Consider the following 25,349-nt stretch of genomic DNA (forward strand, 5'->3'; position numbering starts at 1 on the left):
ATTAATAGTGTAAATAATGAAAGAGAGGTATGTTGATTAAAAATGCAAGAGTAATAGGTAAAGATGGTCTATTCGAACTCTGCGTAGAGGAAGGTCTTTTAGCCTCAGGCTGTAAAAAGGACGGATCTATTTTTGACGCCGAAGGAAGGCTTGTAGTCCCAGGTTTTGTGAACCCTCATTCTCATCTGGGCTACTCCGTTACTTTGAGATATGGAAAACCAAATCAGAGCGGAACACTTCACGAAGGAATAATCAGAAACTTAGAGGATGTAATACCTAAGTTAACTTGTGATGATGTACGTAGAAGATTGAAGAAAATAACTACACTTATGTTCGTTAACGGGGTTACTCATGTAAGAACACATGAGCCCTTTATGAATGGCCTAATGTATAAGGTGCATAAAGCAAGGGAGGAAATTCCATTGGACTTACAAGTGGTAGCGTTTCCTACACCAGGGGTGTATCGCTACGAAATAGAGGAAGAATTCAGGAAAGCTTCGCTCATGGCAGACGTTATAGGAATGATCCCTCATGGGGAGAGAACCTTCATGGAGGGAGTTGAATCAGTAAAGTTGGCTTTCTCCTTAGCTAAAGAGAACAATAAGATGATTGATGGACATGTTGATGAGACTGATGACCCAAACTCCCGTTTTACGGAGGAAGTGGTGAAGGAGGCCATCAGGAACGGCATGGGAGAAAAAGTAACTATAAGTCACATGACTGCTTCCCATTCTTATGACTCTTGGTATTTCGATAAACTGATGTCTATGATGGTTAGCTCTAAGGTTAACGTAGTGTCGAATCCCATAGTAAGCATGCATCTACAGGGGAGATACGATTCATATCCAAAAAGGAGGGGCGTAGCTAGAATAAGGCAAATGATGAAGGCAGGAATAAATGTAGCTCTAGGAACAGATAACATTGCAGATATGATATACCCTCTAGGAGAAGGGAACATGTTGAGGGTAGCACAGGAGGCTTTTCTCGTGGATCATTTTGTGTCCGAGGAGATATACTCTCTCATGAACATGATAACATGGAACGGGGCCAAAGCCATGTCCTTAAATAACTATGGAATAGGCGAGGGTAGGAAGGCGGACTTTGTAGTGTTGAATGCAAGGTCTATTTACGAAGCGATAAGGAGTGCATTACCTCCAGCTCTAGTTGTTTACGGTAAACATTATGTAGTTAATGATTTGAAGTTTTCAATTGACGGTAATGATGTAACAGGGTTAGTGGAGAACCTAACTGACTAAAGCGATAAATTAGAATGTTCTCTCCTTGATTCCTACTCTAGTACGCTAAATATGAACAAACTGAAAGACATTGTTCTAAAAATTTAAAAATGATTTTTAGTGGATATATATATGAGATTTGGTTTCACTTCAAATGGAAGTATAGCTTCCCTTTATGATAAGAATTTTTACATTAGGGAACTCTACTATCCTTACTTGGGACAGTATAATCATGCCGTTGGAAGTTTCTTCAAGGTAGGCTTATGGCATAACGGAAACTTTGCATGGCTTGAGGGTCTTCAGGTAGACGTAAAGATGAGGGACCTAATAGTCGATGCTAAATTTTCATGGGATGGAGTTGATATAACTATGTCAGACGTAGCAATTTTCTCTTATCCTGCAATTATAAGAAAAGTAGAGACTAAAGGTGATGGTCTAATAAGATATATATTTTATCATGACTTCAAGCTAAATGGTAACGAGATAGGTGACACTGCATTTTATGATCCAACTCTTGATGCAGTAATACACTATAAAGGGAAGACGTGGTTCTTAATGGGATCAACTTCACCAATTTACGAATACACTATGGGTAGAAGAGATAAACAGGAAGTTTTGAAGGACTGTGAGGACGATACGTTATCAAAGAATAGCATAGCTCAAGGATCAGTAGCATCGGCAATTTCAATAGCATCTCCTTCTTTCTATTATTTTATAATTGCAGGAGAAAATTACGATGAGGTTGCGAAAGTTTTCAAGGAGATGAAGGAGAATGCAGAATTTAACTATGAAAAAAATGAGAGATACTGGAAATCAATTACTTCCTCCCAGGAAGATGAGTTGGCAAAAATGAGCCTTGCCATCTCTTTAGGGCATGTGGGAGATAAGGGAGAAATACCAGCGTCCTTAGATACTGACATACTGAAGTTTAATCTTGACACATATGCATACATCTGGCCTCGTGATGCATCGTTAACAGCTAACGTTTTAGATATGGCAGGGTTTACTGCATTCACGAGAAAGTTTTATGATATACTTTTCACGAAACTCTTTGAAAACGGCTATCTATTTCAAAAGTATAACCCTGACGGAACTTGGGGAAGTACATGGCATCCTTGGACAGTGAGAACCAAGAAGTCCTTTAACATACAAGAAGATGAAACAGGTACAGCTATCTGGGCTTTTTGGAACTATTTTGAGAGGAGTAGAGACTATGACTTATTAAAAAGGTATACCACGTCATCAGAGATGCAGCAAACTTTATGGTAAGCTTTAGGGATGAAAAGACTGGGTTACCTCTGGAGACTTTTGATTTGTGGGAAGAGAAGCTTGGAGTTCATACGTACACTGCGGCCTCCGTATATGCTGGTTTGATCTCAGCCTCAAAGTTTGCCGAGGTAGTTGGAGATTGGGAAAACATGAACAAATGGAAGGATACTGCTAATCAGATTAAGGAAGCAATGAAGAAATTCCTTTTCGATAACGATAGAGGAGTTTTCTTCAAGTACGTTAACTTGGACGATGGAAAGATTACAAACGTTGACAAGACAGTTGAGTCCAGTACTCTTGGAATAGTAACATTTCAGGTCTTTGATATTAACGATCCAATGGTAGAGTCAACGGTGAAAGTTGTAGAGGAAAAGCTCTGGGTGAAGAACGTAGGTGGGCTAGCAAGATATGAGAACGACTTTTATCAAAAGATAGGAGATTATAAGGACATTCCTGGAAATCCTTGGATAATAACGACAATGTGGTTGGCGCAATATTACGCTAAGAAAAATAAGGATAGGGCAATTCAATTGCTAGACTGGGCAAGGAAACATGCAGTGTCTGGACTCTTGCCAGAGCAACTCAATCCATTTGATGGTTCTCCTTTATCTGTAACACCCCTCTTATGGTCTCATGCTGAATATTTGAAGACTTATATTATGCTAAAATAAAGAAAAACCTATCTTATCCTTTCCTTCCCTTTCATCGTCTTTGTTCATCTTTCTAATGAAGGGATCCTATCTGCAGGAGCAGGATAGTTTACAGAGAAGGGGGGTTAAGGGGGCGGAAAGCCTCGCCAGCGGGGATGGATAGCCCCCTTATATTTAAATAATTCTTCTTCTTAAATTTCATTAATGGCTAGGAGGGGTAGTAAAGCGATCAGAGCAACTGTTTCGATGAAGATCGCCGTATCAGACTCCCTCCTAGCCATCGTTAATAACTACGTTAAAGCACTACGTTTTTCGTTGTTTTGGTTAAAGGAAAATGTGAAAAACCCGGAAGAGAAGGGAGTGCTTTCGAAAGTTCACGAGGCGTTGTACAAGAAGTTAAGAGAAGAGTATAATCTACCGTCTAAAGTTGCTGAGGACTGTTATAGGGATTCACTCTCGATATACAAGGGTTGGTACAACAACCCGAGGAGGGGACGTTTTCCTAGAGTGTATAAGCCAACTGTTTGGCTAACTCCTAAAGCGAGCTATAGCGTGAACTTCGAGAGGATGACTGTTAGGATAGCAAGTGTAGGTGAACTACCAATCCTGGGTTATCCTAGGAACTTGAAGGAGTACTTGAGTTGGAGGATGAAGGAGGCTAGGTTAGTGGTTAAGGACGGGAAGGCTTTCCTCAAAATTGTTTTTGAGAAAGAAGGAGAGAAGGTTGAACCAGGGGAAAGTATTGCCGTAGACATTAACATGAGTGAGATAGTAGTTGGTAAGGACGACAGAAACTACGTTAGGATTCCAACTCGTCTCGAAGAGGTTCATCACTGGAAGTCATTGGCTGAGAATTTGCAAAAGAAATACCCAAGGAGATGGAAAGAGAATAAGAGGATCCTTCACAGGATTCATTCCTTCCACCTAAAGGCTAAGCGTATTATGGAGGATTTCGCTAGAAAAGTGGGGAAGTGGGTTGTTGAAATTGCTAGAGGTTTTGGTTCCAACATCATTAAGTTGGAGAACCTCAGGAACCTCATCAAGAATGTTAACAAACTACCTAAGGAGTTTCACCATAAACTGTATCTGATGCAGTATCGCCGTTTACAGTATTGGATTTCTTGGCAAGCTAAGAAACACGGAATGCTAGTTCAATATGTTAATCCCAGTTATTCATCAGTCTCATGCCCTAAGTGTGGTAGAAGGATGGAGGAGAAAGGATATCGTTGGTTTAAGTGCTCATGTAGTTATGAGAACGACCGTGATGTAATTGCAATCATGAATTTAAATGGGAGGGGTTCTCTGAGCCTCTCGACTGCCCCTCAAATGAGAGATGTAAGAGCGAATCGATGAGGGGAACCCTCGCTGGCGGGGAGGAAGTCAGACGTATACGACCAGCTGATCTTAGTGCCTTGAAACTAAACATACATCTATGTCTCTCATCTATGTCTCTTTTTTATGAGTTTTTTCACTTTAATAGTGTCGTTAAACGTGAACCTCTTTCATATGTTTCTCGAGATTAACTTAGAGTTAATATTAAATAGTAGTAAGTCCAACTTAAATTAAGGTAGAAAGGTTGAGCAAGATAGATGTGAAGAAGAACTACCAGGATGAAGTCTTGGATAGTATACTTTACGCTGAACTGTCTAAGCGCGCTAAGGATCCAAAAATAGAGAAAGTTCTATCAAGGATGTCTAAGATGGAAGAGAGGCATGCCTCAATCTGGAGGGAGATAGCTAAAATAAGAGGAATAGAGGTAAAGGGCCCTTCTCCACTCTCTATGGCTAAAGTAAAGATAATGGCTATGCTCTCTAAAGTTCTAGGAGTTAACACAATGATAAAGTTGAGGGAAGGGAATGAGGACAACGATGTAAAGAAGTACGTAGAGCTTTCCACCTCTGATGACCTTTCTCCCGAAGAGAAGGTTATGATGAGTGACATTTCAGTTGATGAGGCTGCACATGAGGAGATTCTATCACAAGTCACCTCAAACGTAAGCGAGTTCATCTACGGCATAAGCGATGGATTAGTGGAAGTCTTAGCTGCGGTCTCTGGTCTTTCGGGGGCAGTAAAGGTTCCTCTTTACGTTGCAGTGGGAGGACTTGTGATAGGGGTCTCCGGGATGATGTCAATGGGAATAGGTTCCTTTCTTTCCTCGGAGTCAGAGGAAGAGATGTCTAAGAAGGAGAGGGAGAAGATATCCCTCCAAAAGAAGGTTGATCCAGAGTCTGTTAGGAAGAGGGTACAGGAGTTTCTTAGCTCTATAGGAGTAGATGAAAGTGACTCATTTTCTCTTTCTGGCAAGTTAGTAGGTGGAGCTGAAGACCTCCTAGCTCCAAAGGGAGAAAAGTCTCCTATTAAAGGTGCATTAGTTACCGCAGCTTCATACATAACAGGAGCTATAATTCCTTCAATTCCTTATATACTTGGAATCGGTGGACTTGAAGGAGTTCTTTCATCTTTTCTAGTATCTGGAATAGCTATAGCTGTAGTGGGATATATGATAGGGATAGTTAGCTCTGTGAACCCTAGGAGGAAATCGATCGAGATGAGTGTACTAGGTCTAGGAGCCGCAGTTGCCACTTATCTACTAGGAAACCTACTCTCTTCACTTTTGGGAATACAGCTTGCATGATAGGCTCTAACAAAAATATATCACTTTTTTTCTAAATTATAAGGAAAAAGGAAAATAAAAACAGCTTAGATTGATGGGAACTCTATAACTCTCATGTATTCAGATGGAAAGAAAAAAAGAGAACTGCGAGAAAGACATTAACATGCTCTTCCTATATTTTTTCTATGTAAACTGAAGAAATATCCCCGTAAGCTTCTGGTCTTCTATCACGAAGGAAGGGAGCCTTCTTCCGCCTCTCTCTTATCTTGTCTACATCTATCTCAACTACTGTGTAACCCTCTTCCTCTCCCATCTCCTTGATTATTTCTCCTGATGGACCTGATATTAAACTCTTACCGAAGTAATGGATTGTCTTTCCCTGAAATGTTTCCTCAGTTCTGTTCACTCCAACTACGAAGAGAGTGTTAAAAGCGCTGTGTCCTCTAAGCTCTAATTCCCACGTTTCTGGATAGAAATTAGTCGTGGTTGGAATTACTACAATGTCTGCTCCCTTTAAGGTGAGAGCTCTAACACCCTCAGGGAAGTGTCTGTCATAGCATATTACGCCTCCTACCTTGTAATCTCCGAAGTCGAAAACAGGATATCCCATCCCTGGCTTAAAGTAGAACTTTTCATAATATCCCGGGACCTGAGGTATATGTATTTTCCTATACTTTCCCAAGTACTCTCCTCCCTTTATGAACGCTGAAGTATCGTAATATACTCCCCTGACTTTCTTATCCTCTTCAAAGAAAGTAACTACCACTCCAACTCCATACTGCTTTGAGAATTCCACAAAGGCTCTCACTGTGGGACCATCCTCTTGCTCTGCAAGATCGAAGAATTTAGGATCCTCCGTAGCTGCGAAATACTGGGTAGTGAAGAGTTCGTTGAAAACTAAGAGATCAGCTCCATCCTTCACTGCCTCTTTTGCGTAGTCTAAGGCTTTCTTTACATTTGCACCTTTGGACTCTACACTTCCCATTTGTACCATACCTATCTTAACCATAGATCTCACCTTTTACTTGAGATATTTCAAAGTCTACATCTGTCCTTCTTCTGGTTATTGACTCTAAAGTCTCATAGTTGGTCATCTTCCTTGATGCTCTTCCAACCATTTCCTCTATTGTTGAGTAACCTTTTCTACTCATGAATGACATGAGATCCTTCTTCCACCAACCCAGGAAATTGAAGCCCCTTAGCATAGTATAGGTGACCAGCTGCACTGTAGATGCACCCATCATAACGTACTCCACAGCATCCTTCCAGTCTGTGATTCCTCCTACTCCGCTTATCCACGTCTTCACGGATTGATTTATCCTACTCACCGCTCCAAGACCTATGGGCTTCACTGCTGGACCTGATATACCTCCGTATCCTGACATACCGTTTATCTCTGGAAGAGGTTGTTCCTTCTCTATATCAACTCCTATCACTCCTGTCACGGTGTTTATTGCAGTGACGCCCATTGCTCCTCCTCTTCTTGCTTCTGATGCGGTCTCCGTTATATCAGTAACATTTGGAGTTAATTTTACCAGTACAGGGATTCCGACAGTAGATGTTACTTCCTTTGTATATGAAAAGACCAAATCTGGATGCTGTCCTATGAAAGCTCCGGTTTTCTTCTCAGGTTCTCCGTGAGGACAACCGAAGTTTAGCTCTAACATGTCAGCACCTCTATCCTCAGCCCATCTTGCTAACCTAATCCATTCACCGTGATCTGGACCACCCATTATGCTAACCACTATAGGGAACTTGGTCTCACTCTTAACTTCCCTTAGAAACTTATCCCAAGTTTCCAAGGTTTCCTCTGTTATCAACTCTAGGTTCTCGAAAGCAATGAGTTGTTCGCCTTTCTTCATGGCGCCATACATGGGTCTCACCGACTTTCTCACTACCGAGTCTCCGATGGTCTTAGTTACCACTCCTCCCCAACCGGCTTTATAGGCTGATATTATCTTTTGTGGGTTCCCCGTGGTCGGTCCAGATCCGACGAGGAACGGGTTCTTGAAAGTCACATCTTCAATCTTTACGCTTATGTCAATCATAGAAGAGATTAGTGTTAAAAAGAAGTTAAAAATATTTCCGTTTACAAATGAAGAAATAACATTTGTTAAAACTAGAAAATAAACATAATTCATGAAGGTGCTGAAGGGACGCTTGGAAAAGATTACAATCAACTTCCTGCTTTTGTTATCTTTTTCCATTCACAACGTTAAAGGTATTTTTTAACTTTAGGTAACTTTTCATAAATTATGTTGGACCTAGTCATAAAGAACGCTAAGGTTTTCACACCCTCAGGTTATTTTGAAGGCGACATTGGAGTGAAGGAAGGAAAGATAGTGAAGATAGGAGATATCCAAGAGCAATCTGATAAGACATTGAACGTACAAGGAAAGTATGTTGTCCCTGGACTAATAGACGGTCACACCCATATGGAGTTTCCGTTTATGGGAGAGGTAACTGCTGACGATTTCTATTACGGAACATCTGCAGCAGTTGGTGGAGGTGTAACGACTATTGTAGATTTCGTCACTCCGTCAAAGGGACAAGACCTGCTTAGTGCCTATCAGAAGTGGAGGGAAACTGCAGATCCTAAGGTCATCTCAGATTACGGGCTTCATATGATAATCAGGGAAGTTAACCCCACGATAATGGAACAGATCCCAGAGGTGATAAACAGGGGAGTGATGAGCTTCAAACTCTACATGGCATACAAGGGAGAGTTAATGGTAACTGACGGAGAGCTTTTCAAGCTAGTACGTGAAATATCATCTCACGGAGGTGTGGTCGGAATTCACGCTGAGAACGGAGAGGTAATAAACGAACTAGTTCAGGAATACATAATGGAGGGGAAAGTGGATCCTATCTATCATTATTATAGTAGACCCGACGAAGTTGAGATTGAAGCTGCTAACAGGGTAGCTTCAATAGCCTCATTGGTAAAAGGTGTAACCATGTATCAAGTACATACTTCCACTGGAGAAGCTGTTGACGTTATGTCGTCGTATCGTTCAAAGGGTATGAATTACTTCAATGAGACGACTCCGCATTATCTTATTCTGACGCTTGAGGCTCTTAAGAAGCCCGATGGATTCAAGTACATAATGAGCCCTCCTCTTAGGAGTGACGACCAGAGAACAAAGTTATGGCAAAAACTTGCAGCTGGAGATATAGCTACTGTAGGAAGCGACCATTGTGTTTATTCAGTGTCTCAGAAGAAAAGGCATAAAGAAGAAGTACCTTCATTCCACGAAATTCCTAATGGAGTCCCCGGCACGGAGACGATTCTTCCTCTTCTCTTTTATTTCGGCGTAAAGAAGGGAAAAATATCTATGGAGAGATTTGTGGAGGTCACTTCAACAAATCCGGCTAAGCTCTTCGGACTCTATCCAAGGAAGGGAGCCGTAGTCCCTGGCGCCGATGCAGACTTCGCCGTTATAGATCCAGAAAGGAAAGTTAAGATCTCTCCGGACGTTCTGCATAGCAACATAGACTACACAATTTACGACGGAATAGAAGTTGAAGGTTGGAACGTGAAAACTGTGAGAAGAGGCGAAGTAGTGATGGAAGAAGGACAAATCACTGCAAAGAATGGATCCGGAGTTTATGTACCAGGAAAGTCGCTTAAATGAAAGAAAAGAATTTTCAATCCTTAATCGAAGACAAAAGTATAACTACTAAGAAGATAAGGATGTATGGTTTATTAGATAATAAACAGGGGAAAGAGGTAAGAAAAAAAGAGAAGGGAATAAAACGATTTTGGATAATATTCTGTGCTTTAACAAGTATTTTTCCAATTATTTAGAACGTAGAGGGAACTTTTCTCAGAGTCTAAATCAAAGGAAGTTTAGGTATCTAGCCTTTTAGCTTTCTGCTCACTTGGACTAATCTTTTTCCTTGAAATCTTGCTATCTTAGCTTCTTTTTCGTCAACCTCAGGTTTGGAACCTAGATGTGTCGCACCATAAGGTCCTCCACCGGTTGTAGATGATGATATCTCGGGAATTGCATATCCGATTGGAACTATAATCATGCCAAAGTGATACGCATATGTGGACATAGTTAAGATAGTACTCTCATGTCCTCCGTGAATGGTTGAGGCTTCGGTGAAGAATGTCACTGGCTTCCCATAAAGTTCCCCTTTAGTCCATAGCTCTATTGTGCTATCTAAGAATATCTTAAGGCTTCCAGCCATATTCCCGAATCTGGTGGGAGAACCTAAGGCTAATCCATCAGCCCATCTTAAGTCGTCAAGGGAAATCTCTTGTATATCTTGATTTGAAGTCACAGGAATGTGGAACTTCTCAACGATCTCCTGTGGAAAGTACTCCTTCACTTTTCTCAACTTTACTTCAGCTCCATCCTCCTCCGCTCCTTTCGCTATCTCCTTAGCTAAGGATACGATAGAGCCGTAGCCGTAAAATAGGACAAGAATTTTTATTTTTTGTTCCATAAATAAATGGGGAAAACTCTCATTAAATAAGTTGTTTTAACTCGTTCAAGGAAATTTTAAGGTATAACCTGATTTTATGTTACATGAAGAGAGATCTAAATATTAACAGAAAACTATTCAGAGATAATTAAAATACGATAAAAGAACTTAATTTATAATAATGATAACAAAAAATATTATATTTTATTTGATATAGTAATAAATAAGAGCTGTAATTCGTTGATACAAGCTATTTGTGGTACTATTATACTCTAATTTAATATCATCTATAATAATTTTTCATTCCAGATTTTAGCAGCATCACCAAGCGTGATGAATTCCACATTAAATTTTTTCATGTAGAGTAATAGATCTTTAAGTCTTTTTAAACCTTGAACCCTTCCGCTTACATCAGGATGAACCGTAATTGTTAAAATTCCTTCTTTTTCGTTATTGATTAACCAATCGAAATGTTCCTTAAAGAGTACGTTGTAAACTATATCTGGATGAGTCCATCCGTAATTGTAATAAGGATGTTTCATGAACATCTGAGCGGGAAGATCATCAAGATACCAAGAAACTGGGAACTCTATAATGTCGGTGTTCTCGCCGAAGGAGTATGGCTTCATCCAAGACTCCGGATCATTAGAGTAGTCTATCTTAACCCATTTATCTCCCTTTCTCAATAAATAAGGATGGAATTCGTTCCCCATTAAGCTACTGTCATATTTCAATCCCTTGTCTAACATTACTTCCACTGTGTTTTCTGTCATGTCCCACCAAGGTTGCCTGTTACCTATGGGTTTCTTGCCACTTAGTTTCTCTATTAATTCAATGTTCTTATCAAATATCTTGGACTCTTGTTCTTTAGTTAATCTTAACGGGTTTTCATGGGAATAACCATGTAGTCCTATTTCATGTCCTGATTCTACTACCTTTTTCATTTCATTTGTAAATGTCTCTATGGAATGGCCTGGTGTAAACCACGTGGTCTTTATCTCTATGTCGTTAAAGAGATTCAATAATCTTATGACACCAACTTTTCCAGCAAATTCTCCCCTAGATAAGTCACAAAGAGAGTCCTCTCCACCATAGCTTCCTAACCATCCAGCTATTGCATCTACATCTATAGTGATCGAGACGTATTTATCCGTCATAGCAAAACAGTTGCATCTACATTTAAGTCATTTTTTCACCTTTCTAAGCTTAACAACAAAATTTCAAGAGATAAAATATCTCGTTTATTCGTTAGTAGTTCTAAAAGATAGTGAGAGAAATCTTCACAACTATATTAGAACCTTGAAAATCGGATAATCTTCCACTTTGAAAGCTTAAATAATATATCCATCAATGGTCTCTCCATCATGAATAGAATAAGGGAAGATATAGAAGCTTTAGGTAAAATAGGGAAGGATAATAGAGGAGGTAACTCTCGTCCTGCATTAACTTATCAGGATCTAGAAGCTAGAAAACATGTAGTTGATATCATGAAAGATGCAGGACTTAGGGTTTTAGTAGATAAAGGGGCAAATATCATAGGCATAAGGGAAGGAAAATTGAAGGAACCTTTTGTTTCCACTGGATCCCACATTGATACCGTAATGAACGGTGGTATGTTCGACGGAGTTCTAGGAGTTATGGGAGGACTTGAGACAATCAGACAGATGAATGAAGAGAGGATAAAGACAGATTTTCCCTTAGCACTTATAGTGTTTACCGATGAGGAAGGCAATTCCTTCATGCCATTTGCAGGAAGTAAGTTTTTTACCGGAGAGATAAACGAAGAAGAGCTTGGAAAATTAAGAGGAAAATATGAGGATATATCATTCAGGGATACCTTCAAGAGATTTATAGAAAAAGTAGAAGGAAAAGTAGAACTCATAGATAGATTTCCTTTCAAAGTAAAAACTCATATGGAACTTCACGTGGAACAAGGGCCTATTTTAGATGCTAAAAAAATACAAATAGGTGTAGTAAATGGAATCGTAGGAGTTGAGAGGTTATGGATAAATTTTCTTGGTAAGCAGTCTCATGCAGGGTCTACTCCTATGAACATGAGAGCCGATCCATTAATCCCAGCTTCAGAAACCGTGTTAAAGGTCAGGCAAACAGTAGGCGAGTTCAACGAGATGGTAGGAACAGTTGGATTCTTGGAGGTCTCTCCTAATGTAGTAAATGTAATCTCTGGTAAAGTAAGGCTAGGAATTGATATAAGATCATTATCAGAGAAGGATATGGAAGATGCTACCACTAAAATAATGAAGGGCGCAGAAAACTCATCACTTATGGAGGGAGTTAGAATGGAAACAGAAAGGTTAGTTGAGAAACCCGTTCCATGTTCTCCTAAAGTTATTGGAGAGATTAAATCAAGTGCTGAGGAGTTAGGTTACTCATACTTGATAATGCCTAGCAGAGCAATTCATGATACCCAAGTAATGGCTAGTATTACTGACGTTGGAATGATATTTGTCCCTAGTAAAGATGGTATAAGCCATGCACCACAAGAATGGACTGATTGGGAAGATTGCGATCGTGGGCAGAGAGTGCTTAAATTGGCTCTTTTAAAAGAACTCCAAAATAAATAAAATAATAAAATCGCTATATTAATTATATTTTAATTTATGTTAAGTATTTTACATTAGAAATTTCCCTCAAATATTTCGTTATCATAGTAAACTACAAATTATTTTAATAAAAAAGGCTTGTGAGATTCACGTCAACTTTTAAAACTTTTCTTTAATTTCTCGTGGATTTGATAAACATTTTAACATAGATAAGAGGAAGATTTTTAAATAAAAATCACCTTTTTTGTTTGCGATGGCGGAAGAGGAGATAGAAAAAAAGGAAGAAGTAGACTCTGACAAGTTATGGTCAAGGCAAAGCTATCAATCCCTAGCAAGTACTACAACAAGAACTTGATTCCAGTTCCCCCCGCGTTAAAGAAATGGAACTGGGTCAACTATACCACTGTATGGGCTGGAATGTCTCATAACGTAGTCGCATTTGAACTTGCTGGGTCTGCTTGACGTTTGAGCTGGGAGCTCCTATTGCACTTGGCAGTGATAGCCATAGCCTACGGTACTCTCTTGATTGCGTTATATCTGAATGGACATATAGGGACTAAGTGGGGCATACCATATCCTATTTGCGGTGAGACCAATGTTCGGAATGAAGGGTGGCAACAGTTACCAGTGATCTAATGAGGGCAGGAGTAGCACTGTTTTGGTTTGCTGTACAGAGCTACGTAGGAGGTACAATAATAGATGCCGTGATATCAATAATGTACAAACCTTGGACTTCACTAACTGCCCCTGTTTTGGGTATGCCTGAGCATCTAGCAATTTCCTTTCTGATATTTTGGGTTCTTAATGTTGCAGTTCTCTTCGGTGGAATGGAGGAGATAAAGAACTTTGAGCTGGTAGCCGGTCCCCTCATAGTGGCTAGTTTAGGTGCACTCTTCGGGTATGGAATATATCTAGCTCACGGATTCGGACCTCTCTTCTCTGTTACTGCTTCTCCTACATTGAGCGAGATAACCCTTTCCATAGCTTCAATGGCAGGAGTCTGGGCAACCTTAGTATTAAACATACCAGACTTCACTAGATTCTCGAAGTCACAGAAGGATCAATTGATCGGCCAAGGGTTAGGTTTACCTGTGATAGTCTCCCTCTTTTCTCTAATAGCAGTTGGAATAACATCAACTATGATATATTTATATCATATACCTATGAGTGAGGCAGTGAACTACGTAAATCCTGTAAACATAATGTATCTCTTTACTTCGAATCCTCTCTTGGCTCTATTTGTTGGAGTTAGTTTAGTGATAGCAACAGTTTCAGTTAATGTAGCAGCTAACATTCTTTCTCCAGTTTATGATCTAATATCCCTATTCCCTAGAAAGCTAGACTCTTGGGGAAAGACCTCCATAGTTGCAGCTATTCTAGGATTACTATACGTTCCTCAGCTATGGTATAACAACGCAGGTACTATATTCGATATCTTAGATATTATAGGCGCTGGTCTAGGATCTATAGCAGGAATTATGATCGCTGACTACTGGATAATAAGGAGAACTAACTTCAAGCTTGTCGATCTTTTCACTCCTAAAGGAGAATACTGGTACAGCGACGGAGTAAATTGGAAGACAATTATAACCTTAGCTGTAGGCTTTGGTGTTCCTGCAATCGGATTCTTCGTGCAGCCCTTAGCCTTCCTTTATGATTATGGATGGTATCTTGCAGTAGGTATAAGCATGACCCTTTACCTTGGTTTGAACTGGAGGAAAAGAGATACCATAGATAAGGAAGAATTAAAAGAAATCAAATAATCAAAACAAAGAAAAGAGATAAAGCAAAAATTAAAAAATTTATTTAAATTTCTTTTTTATTTATTAAAAAATTCCTTATTCTTAACTTCACTCCTAAAAGTCTTTATACTATCTTCTTTTTGTGATGTAATCTTAGTTTTGTTCATTTTTTCTCTATATATTATCTTAAATATTGTTCTCTTATATGTTGATCTTTTGTGAGAAGAAGTGGTCTGCCTAGACTTGTAAAATAAAAAAATCTTTGTTTATCACGATAAATTGATACTTACCTTTGGCCTCGTAGAGGACGTTTACTGCAATCATACCTATTATTCTTATATCAATATGTTGTAATTAAAGATATAAATTTCTTAAGAATAAGTTTTTTTAAAATAAGCTAAAGAGAACTTATATTATACTTATTCCTGAGATGTTATTTAAGTGTATGTGTAAAACTTTTATGAATATCCTACACATTGAAGATGTACTTTACGTGAAAGTATATGGGAAGAAGTACTTTAAATAAGGGAGTACCAGATCTTCTAATTGCTTCTTTAATTTGGGGAACAATAGGGATAATAACTGAGATAGGCTATGAATATGGTGCTAATTCCTTCGCAAGCGTCCTAGTACGTTCAGTGGTAGCATCCATCTTTTCTCTGCTAGTAGTAGGAAAGAATTCTCTTTCTCCTACAAAGGAGAACTTGATCATGGGAGGGATCTCGACAGCATTTTATGAGGTCTACGTTTTTACCATAGAGAGGATTGGAGCTCCTTTGTCTGCTGTATTTCTCTATACGGCTCCCATGTTTGTGGTGGTTCTTTCCAAAGTGTTTACTAATGATAGAATAACCTTAAACAAGGCTATAGCTTCAATTATGGTTTTCGCGGGAGTTTACTTAATCTATCTTTCCAACGTGACCTTCCTTGATCTTTCCTTGGGAATAGCATCTGGATTTACATACGCTCTCCTCATATTGTTCTCTAGGTTTATGCAGAATAAGGGAATCTCAGATATAGGGATCATATCATCACAGTCTATATGGGGGCTTCCTATGACATTAGTGATCTCCTTTCTTTTTTCTCCTATCATCTCGGTTTCCTCTACTCTCACTGGACTTTACTTGGGTTTGGTAGCTACAGTGATAGCGTATATTTTCTTTTACAGAGGTATGAGAAAAACCGATTCAATAATCGCATCGATAGTGACATCCATGGAGCCCGTATTTACTGTGATATTATCTTGGCTGATCCTAAACGAGGTCTTAACTCCCCTTCAGATATTAGGCTTCATAGTAATAATGATGAGTTCTTTCATAGCATTAAGATAAAAAAGATTATAACGAATAATAGAGGCCACCATGTTTTAGCATATTCTTGTCCTTGTTTTAAAGATCTTTAACTAAAGCTGTTAAGACTGGGTTTAGACCTCATAAGAATTTAGGTAACTATTGTGTGATACTATAGTTTACTGAACTCTGTATTCAGGAACATGCACCTTTTCATAAATATTAACATGAATATTAAAAGAAATAAGAGAAATGTAAATAAAAAATTTCAGAACATGTTCATGACTTCACTAATGGAAGCGTCATACATCTAGGACCGCTCCTCTCTCCGCCTTCCTTTATTATCTCGTTACCTTTGAACGTAATTACTTTTATTCCAGCCTCTTCTGCAAGTTTGTTTGTTATCCTATTGTGTTCATAGGCAACCATCTTGTTCTTGTCAACTACAATGACGTTACTGGCCAGAAGCCAATGTTCCCTTTCTTCGTCATAATATTCAGCATTACCTATGTTAACTACTCTCAAATCCTTACTCAAGTAGTCTTTCAAAACATCAGAGAGCTTCCTTTGATCTCTAACTGTATCTTTTCCCTTGTACAAGTATACCTTTGCCTTGTCTAGGAGACTCTTATAATATATTATTACGTCCTTTGCTGGAATTCCCATAACAGTATCTAGGTGTCCTATCCCCTTATTGGGATGAAGCTCTGGTGTGTCTAACTTGACTAGTATTGCCTCATCGATTTCACCTTCATCTATTAGCTTCGGTACTGCGTAACTTATTCCAAGTCCGCTACTTCTTGTACCGAAACCCATTAAGAGCCTTCCCTCGATAGGGAAGAAATCACCTCCTTCGAAGAATCCTTTCTTTACTTCAAGTACTTTCTCAGGCTTTAGTATCTTCACAAAGAGATCTGGCTCCTTTCTTCTGGATTCCCATCTCATTTTTCCCTTCACATACGTTTTTCCTATTACCATCCCAGGGTCCCTTGTGAACATCACGTTTACTAAAGGCTTCATGCAGAACTCCTCATCCTCGGCTATGACTAGCTTTCCTCCCATTTTCTTCGCTTCTGTTGCAGTGAGTCCAGATATCACCATATCAGCCAATGTATCTTTATCCATGTCCTCTAAGCTCTGTCTAGGAATCTCACATTCACTGTTGATCTGTATGAAATCAATTAGATCCTCCTTTGAGAGCTTATTAACCTCTTTTCTTAGATTCACTACCTCTATCCCCAAGGAGGAAAGTTTATCTACAAATACATCATGTTCGTTTCTTAGCTCAACCAGATCAGGAATTTCGGCGTACTGTAGCTCATAGAGAGTTTTAGGAGTTAACCTTTGCTTCTCCTTTCCTGGGGTAGCAACTACCACCCTTCTAAGGGGTGCGTATTCGGCTTTTACGTCTAACATTGAGTCGTATAAAACTAATTAATTTAAATATGTATTCTCTTGGAAAATTTTAAAATATTTATAACTAAGCTCTACTATCTATCTTAAATCTAAAAAATTTTTTCTCATAATGTGTCTATGATAAAAAGTTTTAATCGATATATCTCTTTTTTTAGAATTCTATTTGAATCAATGGGGCATACTTTTGTAAATAAAAAATTTTAACTAGCTCAAGAGATGATTACATCAAATATTGAAAAGTAGTTAATTTTTTGCTTATACTTTTAGAAGATTTTTTAGAATAATCTTATCAAGACTTATATTGGATAGCTATTTGTCATTCTCTATGGCAAGCAAGAAACAAGGAAAAGGGGCTGAAAAGGAAGTCCCGAAACAATCTCTCTTTGCAAGGGAATCATCTGGACTCGTTAGGGAGATAAGCTGGATAACTGCCATGTTCATAAGCATGGGTTTCATAGCGTTCTATGTACTTCCTATATCCTTTCTCTCTGGTTTATCAGTGTCCCCTAATGGTCTTATAGTGATAGGAGCTTTGTTAAGCTGGGTAGTTCTACTTCCACACGCTTATCTATGGACTAAGATAAGCGAGAGGTATCAGAGGACCGCTGCTGACTACATATTTGCAAGTAGGGTTCTTCATCCTGCAATAGGAGTAGGTGTTGGTTTAGTCTTCGGAATATCACAGATGATATTCGACGCTGCAATAGTCTATGACGGTGTAGGTCAACTTCAAACTGGTTTCAGTGCTTTAGATATCAACTTTGGAGGTCCATATGGAGGAATAGCTTCCCTTCTTTCCAATCCCTTTGTAGTTCTTACTGTAGGTGCAATTACTTTTACTGGAGTTATCTTAATCAACATATTCCTACCTAAATATACAAATCACATAATGGGCGCAATTACCGTAATAGCATTGGTCACATTTATTACAGCTGGAGTTCTCATGCATTTTGTAACTCCAGCCGACATAACTAAAGCCGGTTACGATTACTCCTCTATCGTTGCCGAAAGCTCAAAGGCTACGCCTCTGTTCAGCAACACCATATTAGCTACAATAGGTTTGATGGTTTTCACAGCAAGCTTCTTACCTTTCGTTAACGGTGCTACTTCCGTAGCAGGAGAAATTAGAGGAGGTAGCAAGGCGTTCAGGCTAGGTGTTTTAGCTGCACTTGTAGTTGCTGGGATTCTTATTACGTTCTTTATAGCGTCTTCAGTGAGTTCTTTACCTCCTAGCTTCTTCATAGGTGCTGGAGTTATTTCCAGTTCTTCTCCTCTTCTGAACCCAGTGTTCGATACAGTAGTTTCAGTAAATAACCTTCCTCTAGATCTTTTCCTTGTTATCGGATCGTACTTCTGGTACCTTGCGATAATGTTTGCAGTAGCTCTATTTGTATCAAGATACTTCATGGCTGTAGCATTTGATAAGGCTTTGCCCACAGTGATCTCCTATGTCAGTGAGAAATATCACTCTCCTGTAGTGGCTCATCTTATAGATGAGGTAATAACTATAGGTAGTCTCACAGTGATAACTGTTACTCCACTTAGCACAGCTTTCTTCTACGGCATGGATACTGCAGATGCAATGGCATTACTCTTCGGTTTCATCGTCACCATAATAGCTTCTATAGTTGCCTCAGTTCTAGCTAATGGGATGGAGCTCAAAGGTCCTCGTCCTGTAATATTAGGTGTATCAATTGCGGACTTAATAGTAATGTCAATCTATGCCTACTATTGGTTCGGAAATTCCTCCACATATTTAGGTATAACAATGAACGCTGAAACTTGGGGTATAGTTGCATCGCCTTTCATAGCTGGAATAGTAATTTACTTTGTGATGAGGTGGTATAGACTCAGAAAAGAAGGTATTGACATAAGGAATTCGTTCAGGGAAATACCTCCTGAATGAGGTATAAACTACTCGATATTTAAACGTCAAAATCATTTAAATAATTATTTTTTAGTTGTAGTGAGTATAATGGAGAAAGTCTTTCTCTTTCTACTCATTCATCCTTCTAGTTCTAAAGTAGAAGAATAACATGAGCGGAGCTGAAGTTCCTATCACTATGGAAACCGAAGCAGAGATCCCGAAGTACTCTATTACATACCCAGCTACTAAGATGGCTGTGAAGAACCTCATCAAGTACTCCCTGAGAGAGAGGATAGAGGTAGTGTAGCCCTCTATCTCTGGAGGGACTGTAGAGTAATCTGTTATACCTATATAGTACATGAGAATTAGTAGAGCGTAACCTGTCAATGCAAGCCCTAGAAAGAAGAGGAAGGTCGGAAGACGAAACAGAGAAATCAGGAGGATTGTGACGTAAAGAGAAAGGGAAAACAAGGAGAGAAGGAAGAACTTGTACACCTTATTGATCTTAGCTACAATACGCCTCGACGTCAGGATTGCTGCGATATATGGAAAAACGATTATCAGGTGATAAATAGAATATAACTGATATAGATCAGGAGAGTTGGCAAAGAGTCCATAGAAATACATGGATTGTTCCCCAGCTAAGAGCAAGACTGTGACCCCTACGAATACGACATAGAAGAATTTCCTGTTACACCTCAGTAGCTTAACGAACTTGGATAAGGCTTCCCTAGTTACGTTAAGTCCAGATTCCTTGATTCTTTCCCCTACTGAGAAGTTGAGGGTGAAGTAATGTGATAAAGCGTAATACAATCCTCCTAACATGAAGAACCCTGAAAGGATAACCTTTCCGTACAGGCTAGTCAGGTAAGAAAATACTGATATGAGAACAATAGAGAGTATCATCCTCCCGTTGTTTAGCTGATTCAGTGTTATGTACTCCTGTTCGTCAAGCTTACCCTTATATATCAAGTAAATGAATGTGGTCTCGTAAGTCCCTGCTAAATATGAACCTAAGAGACATGCAAGTATGAGGACAAATGTAAGCGATGAAACCCTAGTAAATAGGAGAATCCCTATAAGGAGATATAATGACGAGGTAATAAATATTAGTAAGGCTCTCGCCCTTCTCACGTTTTTGATATGGTCTACTACGAATGAGAGCGAGTTTGAGAGAAGGCTTAGGTTACCTAAGAATGTGAGGAAAATTGAAGCTATAAACACGTTCCTGTCTATCACATTAGTCTGAAAGAGGAAAGGCTCGATTAAGGAGATTCCAGTGAAAAGGATAGGGAAGTAATTTGCAGTTAGTACTGCCTTCACTTCTTCATGACTCATGAGCCTCTTCACGTTCTCTAGCGTCTTCTCTCACCGTAGAGCGGATATGATAATATGTTGGGATCACCGTTATAAATACCTCGTATCCACCATTTGTACTTCTCCTCGTTGATTTCTAAGGTACCGTCTCTCCTTATTTTCCCTATAATCCCACGGTCGCTGTATAAGTCCACAGTACACTTCGCTAGGGAGCCGTCTGGCTTCACCACGAAGCTTCTCGGGTTTGACGCATAACACACTGAACCTCTTCCATATGCTTTCTCTACCCTGAATCCCATAGATTCAGCAACTTCCATCATACCTATCTGGTCAGCTAAAAACTGTTTCATGTCACGGTATTCTATATCTCCATTGTCCTTGTCTAGAAGGGAAGACACACCCCTTATATATAGAGAACCTATGGTCTTTACCTATATCGTTATGTAATCTTTCCAACAGCTTCCTCACAGAGTCCTTGTTGTACCTATTTAATATTTCTTGAATAGGCAATATTCATATTACGTAAAACATAGTATATCTCATAAATAGCTTCTCTGCTAGCTATTACGCTTAGCTCACCCTTAGCAATCTTAGAGAGAAGCTTTTCCGATACATCTTTTAGCTTGTCTTCAGTCTTAAGATGAGCTAAAAGAACATCGCTTTCAATCAGCATTTTGCCTCCTCTTATACCTACTCACGGCATCTTTCTCAGCATCTCTTTCGGCTAGTTCCTTCAGATCCTTTACATCCAGCTCCGTCTTTAGGAATTGATATCCCCACGAAGAAGGATCCCGAATCAATAATTATTACAGAGCTGGCTTTAGCAAGGTTCTTAGGTAACTTTATCCTCCCTCTATTATCGACCTTTACTACGTATCCCATGTTATCATAATTATTCCCACTACAAATAAATTTTCCCCATATAAATGTTCATTACAGAGAAGGGGGTTAAGGGGGGCGGAAAGCCTCGCCAGCGGGGATGGATAGCCCACTTATATTTAAATATTTCTTCTTCTTAAATTTCATTAATGGCTAGGAGGGGTAGTAAAGCGATCAGAGCAACTGTTTCTATGAAGATCGCCGTATCAGACTCCCTCCTAGCCCTTGTGAACAACTACGTTAAAGCACTCCGTTTTTCGTTGTTTTGGTTAAAGGAAAATGTGAAAAACCCGGAAGAGAAGGGAGTGTTAGGGAAAGTCCACGAGGAGTTATACACGAGGTTAAGAGAAGAGTATAATCTACCGTCAAAGGTTGCTGAGGACTGCTATAGGGAAGCTCTCGCGACGTACAAGGGTTGGTATAATAATCCTAGGAGGGGACGTTTTCCGATAGTGTATAAGCCAACTGTTTGGCTAACTCCTAAAGCGAGTTATAGCGTGAACTTCGAGAGTATGACTGTTAGGATAACCAATGTTGGTGAACTACCAATCTTGGGTTATCCTAGAAACCTCAAGGAGTACTTAAGCTGGAGGATTAAGGAGGCTAGGTTAGTGGTTAAGGATGGGAAGGCTTTCCTCAAGGTCATTTTTGAGAAACCGTTTGAGAAGGTTGAGCCAAAGGAAAGTATTGCCGTAGACATTAACATGGCTGAAGTAGTCGTAGGGAAGGACGACAGAAATTACGTTAGGATCCCAACTCGTCTCGAAGAGGTTCACCACTGGAAATCATTAGCTGAAAGACTACAAAAGAAATATCCAAGGAGATGGAAAGAGAATAAGAGGATCCTTCACAGGATTCATTCTTCTCATCAAAAAGCTAGGAGGGTCATGGAGGATTTCGCTAGAAAAGTGGGGAAGTGGGTTGTTGAGATTGCTAAGGGTTTTGGTTCCAACATCATTAAGTTGGAGAACCTCAGGAACCTCATCAAGAATGTTAACAAACTACCTAAGGGGTTTCACGATAAACTGTATCTGATGCAGTATCGTCGTTTACAGTATTGGGTTTCTTGGCAGGCTAAGAAACACGGGATGATTGTTGAGTTTGTTAATCCCAGTTATTCATCAGTCTCTTGCCCTAAGTGTGGTAGAAGGATGGAGGAGAAAGGATATCGTTGGTTTAAGTGCTCATGCGGTTACGAGAATGATCGTGATGTTATTGCTGTAGTTAATCTTAATGGGAGGGGTTCTCTGACCCTCTCGACTGCCCCTCAAATGAGGGATGTAAACCCGAATCGATGAGGGGAACCCTCGCCCTTTAGGGCGGGGAGGAAGTCAGCTCGAAAGCCTTAAACTCGTTTTAAAGTTTATAGGATGGAACTCATATGTTCTTAATAAGCGACGTGGTTTCTTCAGATAACTCGCCTCTGCATGACGTTCTAGCCTTGTTGCTCATAAGGAGCTCCAAGTTCCTTACGGCGTCGAAGAACTCGAAATTAAAGGCTTAATAATAAGCCTACAAGTTCCTCAAGGTGTCCTCAGAGAGAGCATCGAAAATAACGTATCAAGACTAAAGGATCTCGACTGTAACATTGAATTCCCTGCTTCTTAGAATTCATCTAATGGCTTCACTTATTTTTACTTTCATTTCCAGCTTCCCTTCCCTTTTCTATTCATTCATTATTTCCAATTCATAATTCTCCAGTTTTTTACTCTCTTCCTCCAGACTTCTTATCTTGATCTGGTTTTCTTTACTTATGGACAATTTACCGTCCTGGCTTACATTCACCTTTAAATCTATGGATAATCCACCATGCATCAGCATGTTTCTATATTTCAGGACTTCGCTGTGTTTCGAATTGAAATAAGTCGTCACAAAATCATTGCATTCTTTATAATTGTCATCTTCAGCGTCAAATGTTCCGCCTCCTTTCAATTTCATGCAGAAGGCTACCGGTAGTTCTCTAGCTAGGGAGAATGCCTTATCGTACATCGATGCGTCTATGTAAAGGTTCAGCAATTTCATAAGTGAAGTGATGTCGTCTTCCATGTTTGATGTTATTCTCTCCACTTTGAATGTGGAGTAGAAGTTCGATAGGACTATCTCTCTGACGTCAAGCGTCTGATGTTTGTACCATTCGCTGAAGAAAGACCTCAACATATCGACGTGTTGTTTTATACTTTCAATGTTTTCATTTACGTCCTCAATGTCACGCAGGGCGTTGACCGAAAATCCGTTCCTTATGTCGCGAAGAAGGTTAATCACCTTATTAGGATCTGCGCCCTTTATATTCTTTATAACCTCGACTTCATCCCCATTGAATGTGTTGGGGTTCAATCCTTTCAAGCTGGAACTATAGTCTTTGAAGTACCTTTCATCTAATTTCTCTATCGAGGAAGATATCATGAGGGAGTCCTTAGTAGCCTCCACCACTTCGGTGAGGTCTAACACTCTTCCTGTGTACCGGGGTTCCCTATGACCGGAGCAGAGAAGAATCTGGAGTTAAAGAGAGAACCTACGCTTAAAGTGATTGACACTAATACGTTCGTACCGTGAGTTATATCGACGAGGAACTCATCGCAACCGTTAGACTCCAATTCCTTTAAAACTGAGTAAATAACGTTGAACACGAATGTTGGATTACCCTCCCTCTTATAGGGTCTTTTAATGATTCTACTGTCGTTGTTAACCACTACATTACCGTCACGACTTATTATAGCCGAACCAATGTCTACGTTAGGGATTATATCTAACTTGCATCTTTTGTATGAAACTCTTTTGATCCTCCCTGTTCGTCTTTATGTAATTGGCTCTGTAAATCTTAGACCCTTCTTTTCAATAAGTCTCTTTCGTAATGTGATGAATCTATAAAAAGAGTTTGGTAAAAACGAGGGACGCAAACGAAAGGAACTTGTCAAGAGTACCATTAAAAGGAACATGTTTATTCGAAAACCTTTTTTTAGAGAATTAAAAGTTACAATGGTGATTTACAAGTATTTGTTTAACGTGAGGGTAAACCACGACGTGGTTATACCTCCTTTCTCGTCAAAGGTCTCCAGGACACTCCTCACCTTGGTTTCACCCCTATACAAGGAAATGATAGAGAGCAAATCGCCCTTGAAGCCTTTCCGAGTCACCGTGCTCAAAGACTCGGGAGTCTCGGTGATGGGAGGAACGCTAAGCAAGGATAAGATTTATAGTTTCAGTTTCACTACTCTCAAGGAGGACTTCTCGATTCTTCAAAACCCTTCCCTGAAGACCGAGTTGTGGGGGACTGAGTTCCAGATGGAACTCTCCCGTGTAGAAGCAGTCTCGTCGTTAGAACCGTCGGATAAGAAGTTCTTTCACGTGAAGTTCAAGACTCCTACCCTACTTCAACCTCCCAGACCGATGAAAGCTAAGAGTAACCGCTTCGTCCTTTTCCCTTACTCTCCGTTCCTGGTCAAGTCATTGCACGCCCACTGGAACAAGTACATGAAACCTATAAAGGTAGGATCCTACTTGAGGGTCCTCTATTCCCTGAGGGAGATTAACTACAGTGTATCCCCCATCTCGGCACAATACGGGTCTAATAAGATTAGAGGTTTCACGGGCTGGGCAACTTTCGAACTTAAGGCCAGGAGAGGGACCAACGTTAGGAACGGGGTAGATATTCTCCTGCAGTACGCTAACTACGTGGGAGTGGGGAAGAGCAGATCCATAGGTTTCGGCGAGGTAGAGGTCACCCCCCAAGAACATCCTTACAAGCCTAAGGAAGGGCAGGGAGTAGAGAACGGTAAGAGGGCAGGGATTTAGAATTCTTAGACAGGGAAAAATTGATTTGAACCCGATTATAATTGAACCCAAACTGAACGCATCGATTTAGTGAGATTCTTTTCATAAACGATAAACTTGAGTAGATTCCTTGCATATTGTTCCTCAGATCCTGAGCAATTCAAGACGAATAAGTAAAAATGGGCAATTTTTAAGGAAGTTATTCTTGGGATCATTTTTAATAGTTTCTTCAATCTCGTCTGATTAATACTTGCTTTGGAGTATCAAATAAATGAAATTTAATCTCTCTTTTTCCTGAAAAA

At 39.7% G+C, this 25,349-nt stretch carries 26 protein-coding genes; 15 read left to right on the forward strand and 11 right to left on the reverse strand.

Features of this window, described 5'->3' with window-relative positions; genetic code table 11:
- The first annotated feature begins 29 nt into the window (after window positions 1-29).
- The 5 genes from RQ359_RS09500 (at window position 30) to RQ359_RS09520 (ending at window position 5,789) form a co-directional block, all read left to right on the forward strand.
- Window positions 30-1,256 (forward strand): amidohydrolase family protein, encoded by a 1,227-nt coding sequence (locus RQ359_RS09500; RefSeq protein WP_156016676.1) that lies wholly within the window; start codon window positions 30-32, stop codon window positions 1,254-1,256.
- A 111-nt stretch (window positions 1,257-1,367) separates the two neighbouring features.
- On the forward strand, window positions 1,368-2,504 hold the full coding sequence (locus tag RQ359_RS09505; RefSeq protein WP_206338984.1) for a glycoside hydrolase family 15 protein: 1,137 nt from the start codon (window positions 1,368-1,370) through the stop codon (window positions 2,502-2,504).
- Entirely contained in the window at window positions 2,498-3,175 is a 678-nt protein-coding gene (locus tag RQ359_RS09510) for a glycoside hydrolase family 15 protein (protein ID WP_206338983.1), read from the forward strand. Before RQ359_RS09505 ends, RQ359_RS09510 begins: the two co-directional genes overlap by 7 nt.
- Window positions 3,176-3,358: 183 nt before the next feature.
- Entirely contained in the window at window positions 3,359-4,507 is a 1,149-nt protein-coding gene (locus RQ359_RS09515; protein WP_156016674.1) for an RNA-guided endonuclease TnpB family protein, read from the forward strand.
- Between the two features lie 223 nt (window positions 4,508-4,730).
- Complete coding sequence (locus tag RQ359_RS09520; protein WP_054839166.1) at window positions 4,731-5,789, forward strand: VIT1/CCC1 transporter family protein; 1,059 nt, start codon at window positions 4,731-4,733, stop codon at window positions 5,787-5,789.
- Between the two features lie 151 nt (window positions 5,790-5,940).
- Here the strand turns inward: RQ359_RS09520 and RQ359_RS09525 are convergent, their stop codons facing one another.
- The gene (locus tag RQ359_RS09525; RefSeq protein WP_054839165.1) at window positions 5,941-6,777 is read right to left on the reverse strand and encodes a nitrilase-related carbon-nitrogen hydrolase; all 837 of its coding nucleotides are present in this window, start codon (window positions 6,775-6,777) and stop codon (window positions 5,941-5,943) included.
- Entirely contained in the window at window positions 6,770-7,816 is a 1,047-nt protein-coding gene (gene preA / locus RQ359_RS09530) for an NAD-dependent dihydropyrimidine dehydrogenase subunit PreA (RefSeq protein ID WP_162308982.1), read from the reverse strand. Before preA ends, RQ359_RS09525 begins: the two co-directional genes overlap by 8 nt.
- Window positions 7,817-8,023: 207 nt before the next feature.
- Here preA and hydA point away from each other — a divergent pair, with 207 nt between their 5' ends.
- Complete coding sequence (hydA, locus tag RQ359_RS09535) at window positions 8,024-9,403, forward strand: dihydropyrimidinase (protein WP_054839162.1); 1,380 nt, start codon at window positions 8,024-8,026, stop codon at window positions 9,401-9,403.
- 223 nt (window positions 9,404-9,626) lie between these two features.
- Here hydA and wrbA read toward each other — a convergent pair whose 3' ends face one another.
- Together wrbA and RQ359_RS09545 are read right to left on the reverse strand one after the other, a co-directional pair.
- On the reverse strand, window positions 9,627-10,223 hold the full coding sequence (gene wrbA / locus RQ359_RS09540; RefSeq protein ID WP_457921185.1) for an NAD(P)H:quinone oxidoreductase: 597 nt from the start codon (window positions 10,221-10,223) through the stop codon (window positions 9,627-9,629).
- Between the two features lie 266 nt (window positions 10,224-10,489).
- Window positions 10,490-11,359 carry a polysaccharide deacetylase family protein gene (locus tag RQ359_RS09545; RefSeq protein ID WP_156016666.1) on the reverse strand — a complete coding sequence of 290 codons (870 nt, stop codon included), beginning with the start codon at window positions 11,357-11,359 and terminating at the stop codon, window positions 10,490-10,492.
- Between the two features lie 207 nt (window positions 11,360-11,566).
- Here RQ359_RS09545 and RQ359_RS09550 point away from each other — a divergent pair, with 207 nt between their 5' ends.
- The 5 genes from RQ359_RS09550 (at window position 11,567) to RQ359_RS09570 (ending at window position 15,839) form a co-directional block, all read left to right on the forward strand.
- Window positions 11,567-12,787: a M20 family metallo-hydrolase gene (locus RQ359_RS09550; protein WP_156016665.1), complete on the forward strand. Its 1,221-nt coding sequence runs from the start codon at window positions 11,567-11,569 to the stop codon at window positions 12,785-12,787.
- A gap of 282 nt (window positions 12,788-13,069) precedes the next feature.
- Complete coding sequence (locus RQ359_RS09555) at window positions 13,070-13,228, forward strand: hypothetical protein (RefSeq protein WP_457921186.1); 159 nt, start codon at window positions 13,070-13,072, stop codon at window positions 13,226-13,228.
- Between the two features lie 3 nt (window positions 13,229-13,231).
- Window positions 13,232-13,402 carry a hypothetical protein gene (locus tag RQ359_RS09560; protein ID WP_457921187.1) on the forward strand — a complete coding sequence of 57 codons (171 nt, stop codon included), beginning with the start codon at window positions 13,232-13,234 and terminating at the stop codon, window positions 13,400-13,402.
- Complete coding sequence (locus tag RQ359_RS09565) at window positions 13,402-14,529, forward strand: cytosine permease (protein WP_457921188.1); 1,128 nt, start codon at window positions 13,402-13,404, stop codon at window positions 14,527-14,529. Before RQ359_RS09560 ends, RQ359_RS09565 begins: the two co-directional genes overlap by 1 nt.
- 482 nt (window positions 14,530-15,011) lie before the next feature.
- Window positions 15,012-15,839: a DMT family transporter gene (locus tag RQ359_RS09570; RefSeq protein WP_054839272.1), complete on the forward strand. Its 828-nt coding sequence runs from the start codon at window positions 15,012-15,014 to the stop codon at window positions 15,837-15,839.
- Between the two features lie 237 nt (window positions 15,840-16,076).
- Here RQ359_RS09570 and RQ359_RS09575 read toward each other — a convergent pair whose 3' ends face one another.
- Window positions 16,077-17,213, reverse strand: a complete 1,137-nt coding sequence (locus RQ359_RS09575) for an arginine deiminase family protein (protein WP_156016663.1) — start codon at window positions 17,211-17,213, stop codon at window positions 16,077-16,079.
- Between the two features lie 301 nt (window positions 17,214-17,514).
- On the opposite strand from RQ359_RS09575, the gene RQ359_RS09580 reads away from it, so the two are divergent.
- The gene (locus RQ359_RS09580; RefSeq protein WP_457921189.1) at window positions 17,515-19,119 is read left to right on the forward strand and encodes an APC family permease; all 1,605 of its coding nucleotides are present in this window, start codon (window positions 17,515-17,517) and stop codon (window positions 19,117-19,119) included.
- Window positions 19,120-19,209: 90 nt separating this feature from the next.
- On the opposite strand, the gene RQ359_RS09585 is transcribed toward RQ359_RS09580, so the two are convergent.
- The 4 genes from RQ359_RS09585 to RQ359_RS09600 all read right to left on the reverse strand — a co-directional run bounded on the left by RQ359_RS09585 (window position 19,210) and on the right by RQ359_RS09600 (window position 21,279).
- On the reverse strand, window positions 19,210-20,418 hold the full coding sequence (locus tag RQ359_RS09585; RefSeq protein ID WP_156016661.1) for a hypothetical protein: 1,209 nt from the start codon (window positions 20,416-20,418) through the stop codon (window positions 19,210-19,212).
- Between the two features lie 17 nt (window positions 20,419-20,435).
- Window positions 20,436-20,795: a hypothetical protein gene (locus RQ359_RS09590; RefSeq protein ID WP_240900072.1), complete on the reverse strand. Its 360-nt coding sequence runs from the start codon at window positions 20,793-20,795 to the stop codon at window positions 20,436-20,438.
- A gap of 86 nt (window positions 20,796-20,881) precedes the next feature.
- On the reverse strand, window positions 20,882-21,070 hold the full coding sequence (locus tag RQ359_RS09595; protein ID WP_054839389.1) for a hypothetical protein: 189 nt from the start codon (window positions 21,068-21,070) through the stop codon (window positions 20,882-20,884).
- A gap of 35 nt (window positions 21,071-21,105) precedes the next feature.
- A complete protein-coding gene (locus tag RQ359_RS09600; protein WP_240900071.1) occupies window positions 21,106-21,279 on the reverse strand; it encodes a hypothetical protein in 174 nt (57 codons plus the stop codon).
- A 146-nt stretch (window positions 21,280-21,425) separates the two neighbouring features.
- On the opposite strand from RQ359_RS09600, the gene RQ359_RS09605 reads away from it, so the two are divergent.
- The gene (locus RQ359_RS09605; RefSeq protein WP_156016659.1) at window positions 21,426-22,574 is read left to right on the forward strand and encodes an RNA-guided endonuclease TnpB family protein; all 1,149 of its coding nucleotides are present in this window, start codon (window positions 21,426-21,428) and stop codon (window positions 22,572-22,574) included.
- Between the two features lie 83 nt (window positions 22,575-22,657).
- A complete protein-coding gene (locus tag RQ359_RS09610; RefSeq protein ID WP_256202189.1) occupies window positions 22,658-22,780 on the forward strand; it encodes a hypothetical protein in 123 nt (40 codons plus the stop codon).
- Between the two features lie 161 nt (window positions 22,781-22,941).
- Here RQ359_RS09610 and RQ359_RS09615 read toward each other — a convergent pair whose 3' ends face one another.
- Window positions 22,942-23,724, reverse strand: coding sequence for a TM1812 family CRISPR-associated protein (locus RQ359_RS09615; protein ID WP_054839295.1), 783 nt, complete (start codon window positions 23,722-23,724; stop codon window positions 22,942-22,944).
- Complete coding sequence (locus tag RQ359_RS09620; protein ID WP_054839296.1) at window positions 23,718-23,966, reverse strand: TM1812 family CRISPR-associated protein; 249 nt, start codon at window positions 23,964-23,966, stop codon at window positions 23,718-23,720. The genes RQ359_RS09615 and RQ359_RS09620 overlap by 7 nt, the downstream gene beginning before the upstream one ends.
- A gap of 289 nt (window positions 23,967-24,255) precedes the next feature.
- Here RQ359_RS09620 and cas6 point away from each other — a divergent pair, with 289 nt between their 5' ends.
- Window positions 24,256-25,068 carry a CRISPR-associated endoribonuclease Cas6 gene (gene cas6, locus RQ359_RS09625; protein WP_206338982.1) on the forward strand — a complete coding sequence of 271 codons (813 nt, stop codon included), beginning with the start codon at window positions 24,256-24,258 and terminating at the stop codon, window positions 25,066-25,068.
- Window positions 25,069-25,349 lie beyond the last annotated feature (281 nt).

The organism is Sulfuracidifex metallicus DSM 6482 = JCM 9184, assembly GCA_032834875.1.
GTDB lineage: Archaea > Thermoproteota > Thermoprotei_A > Sulfolobales > Sulfolobaceae > Sulfuracidifex > Sulfuracidifex metallicus.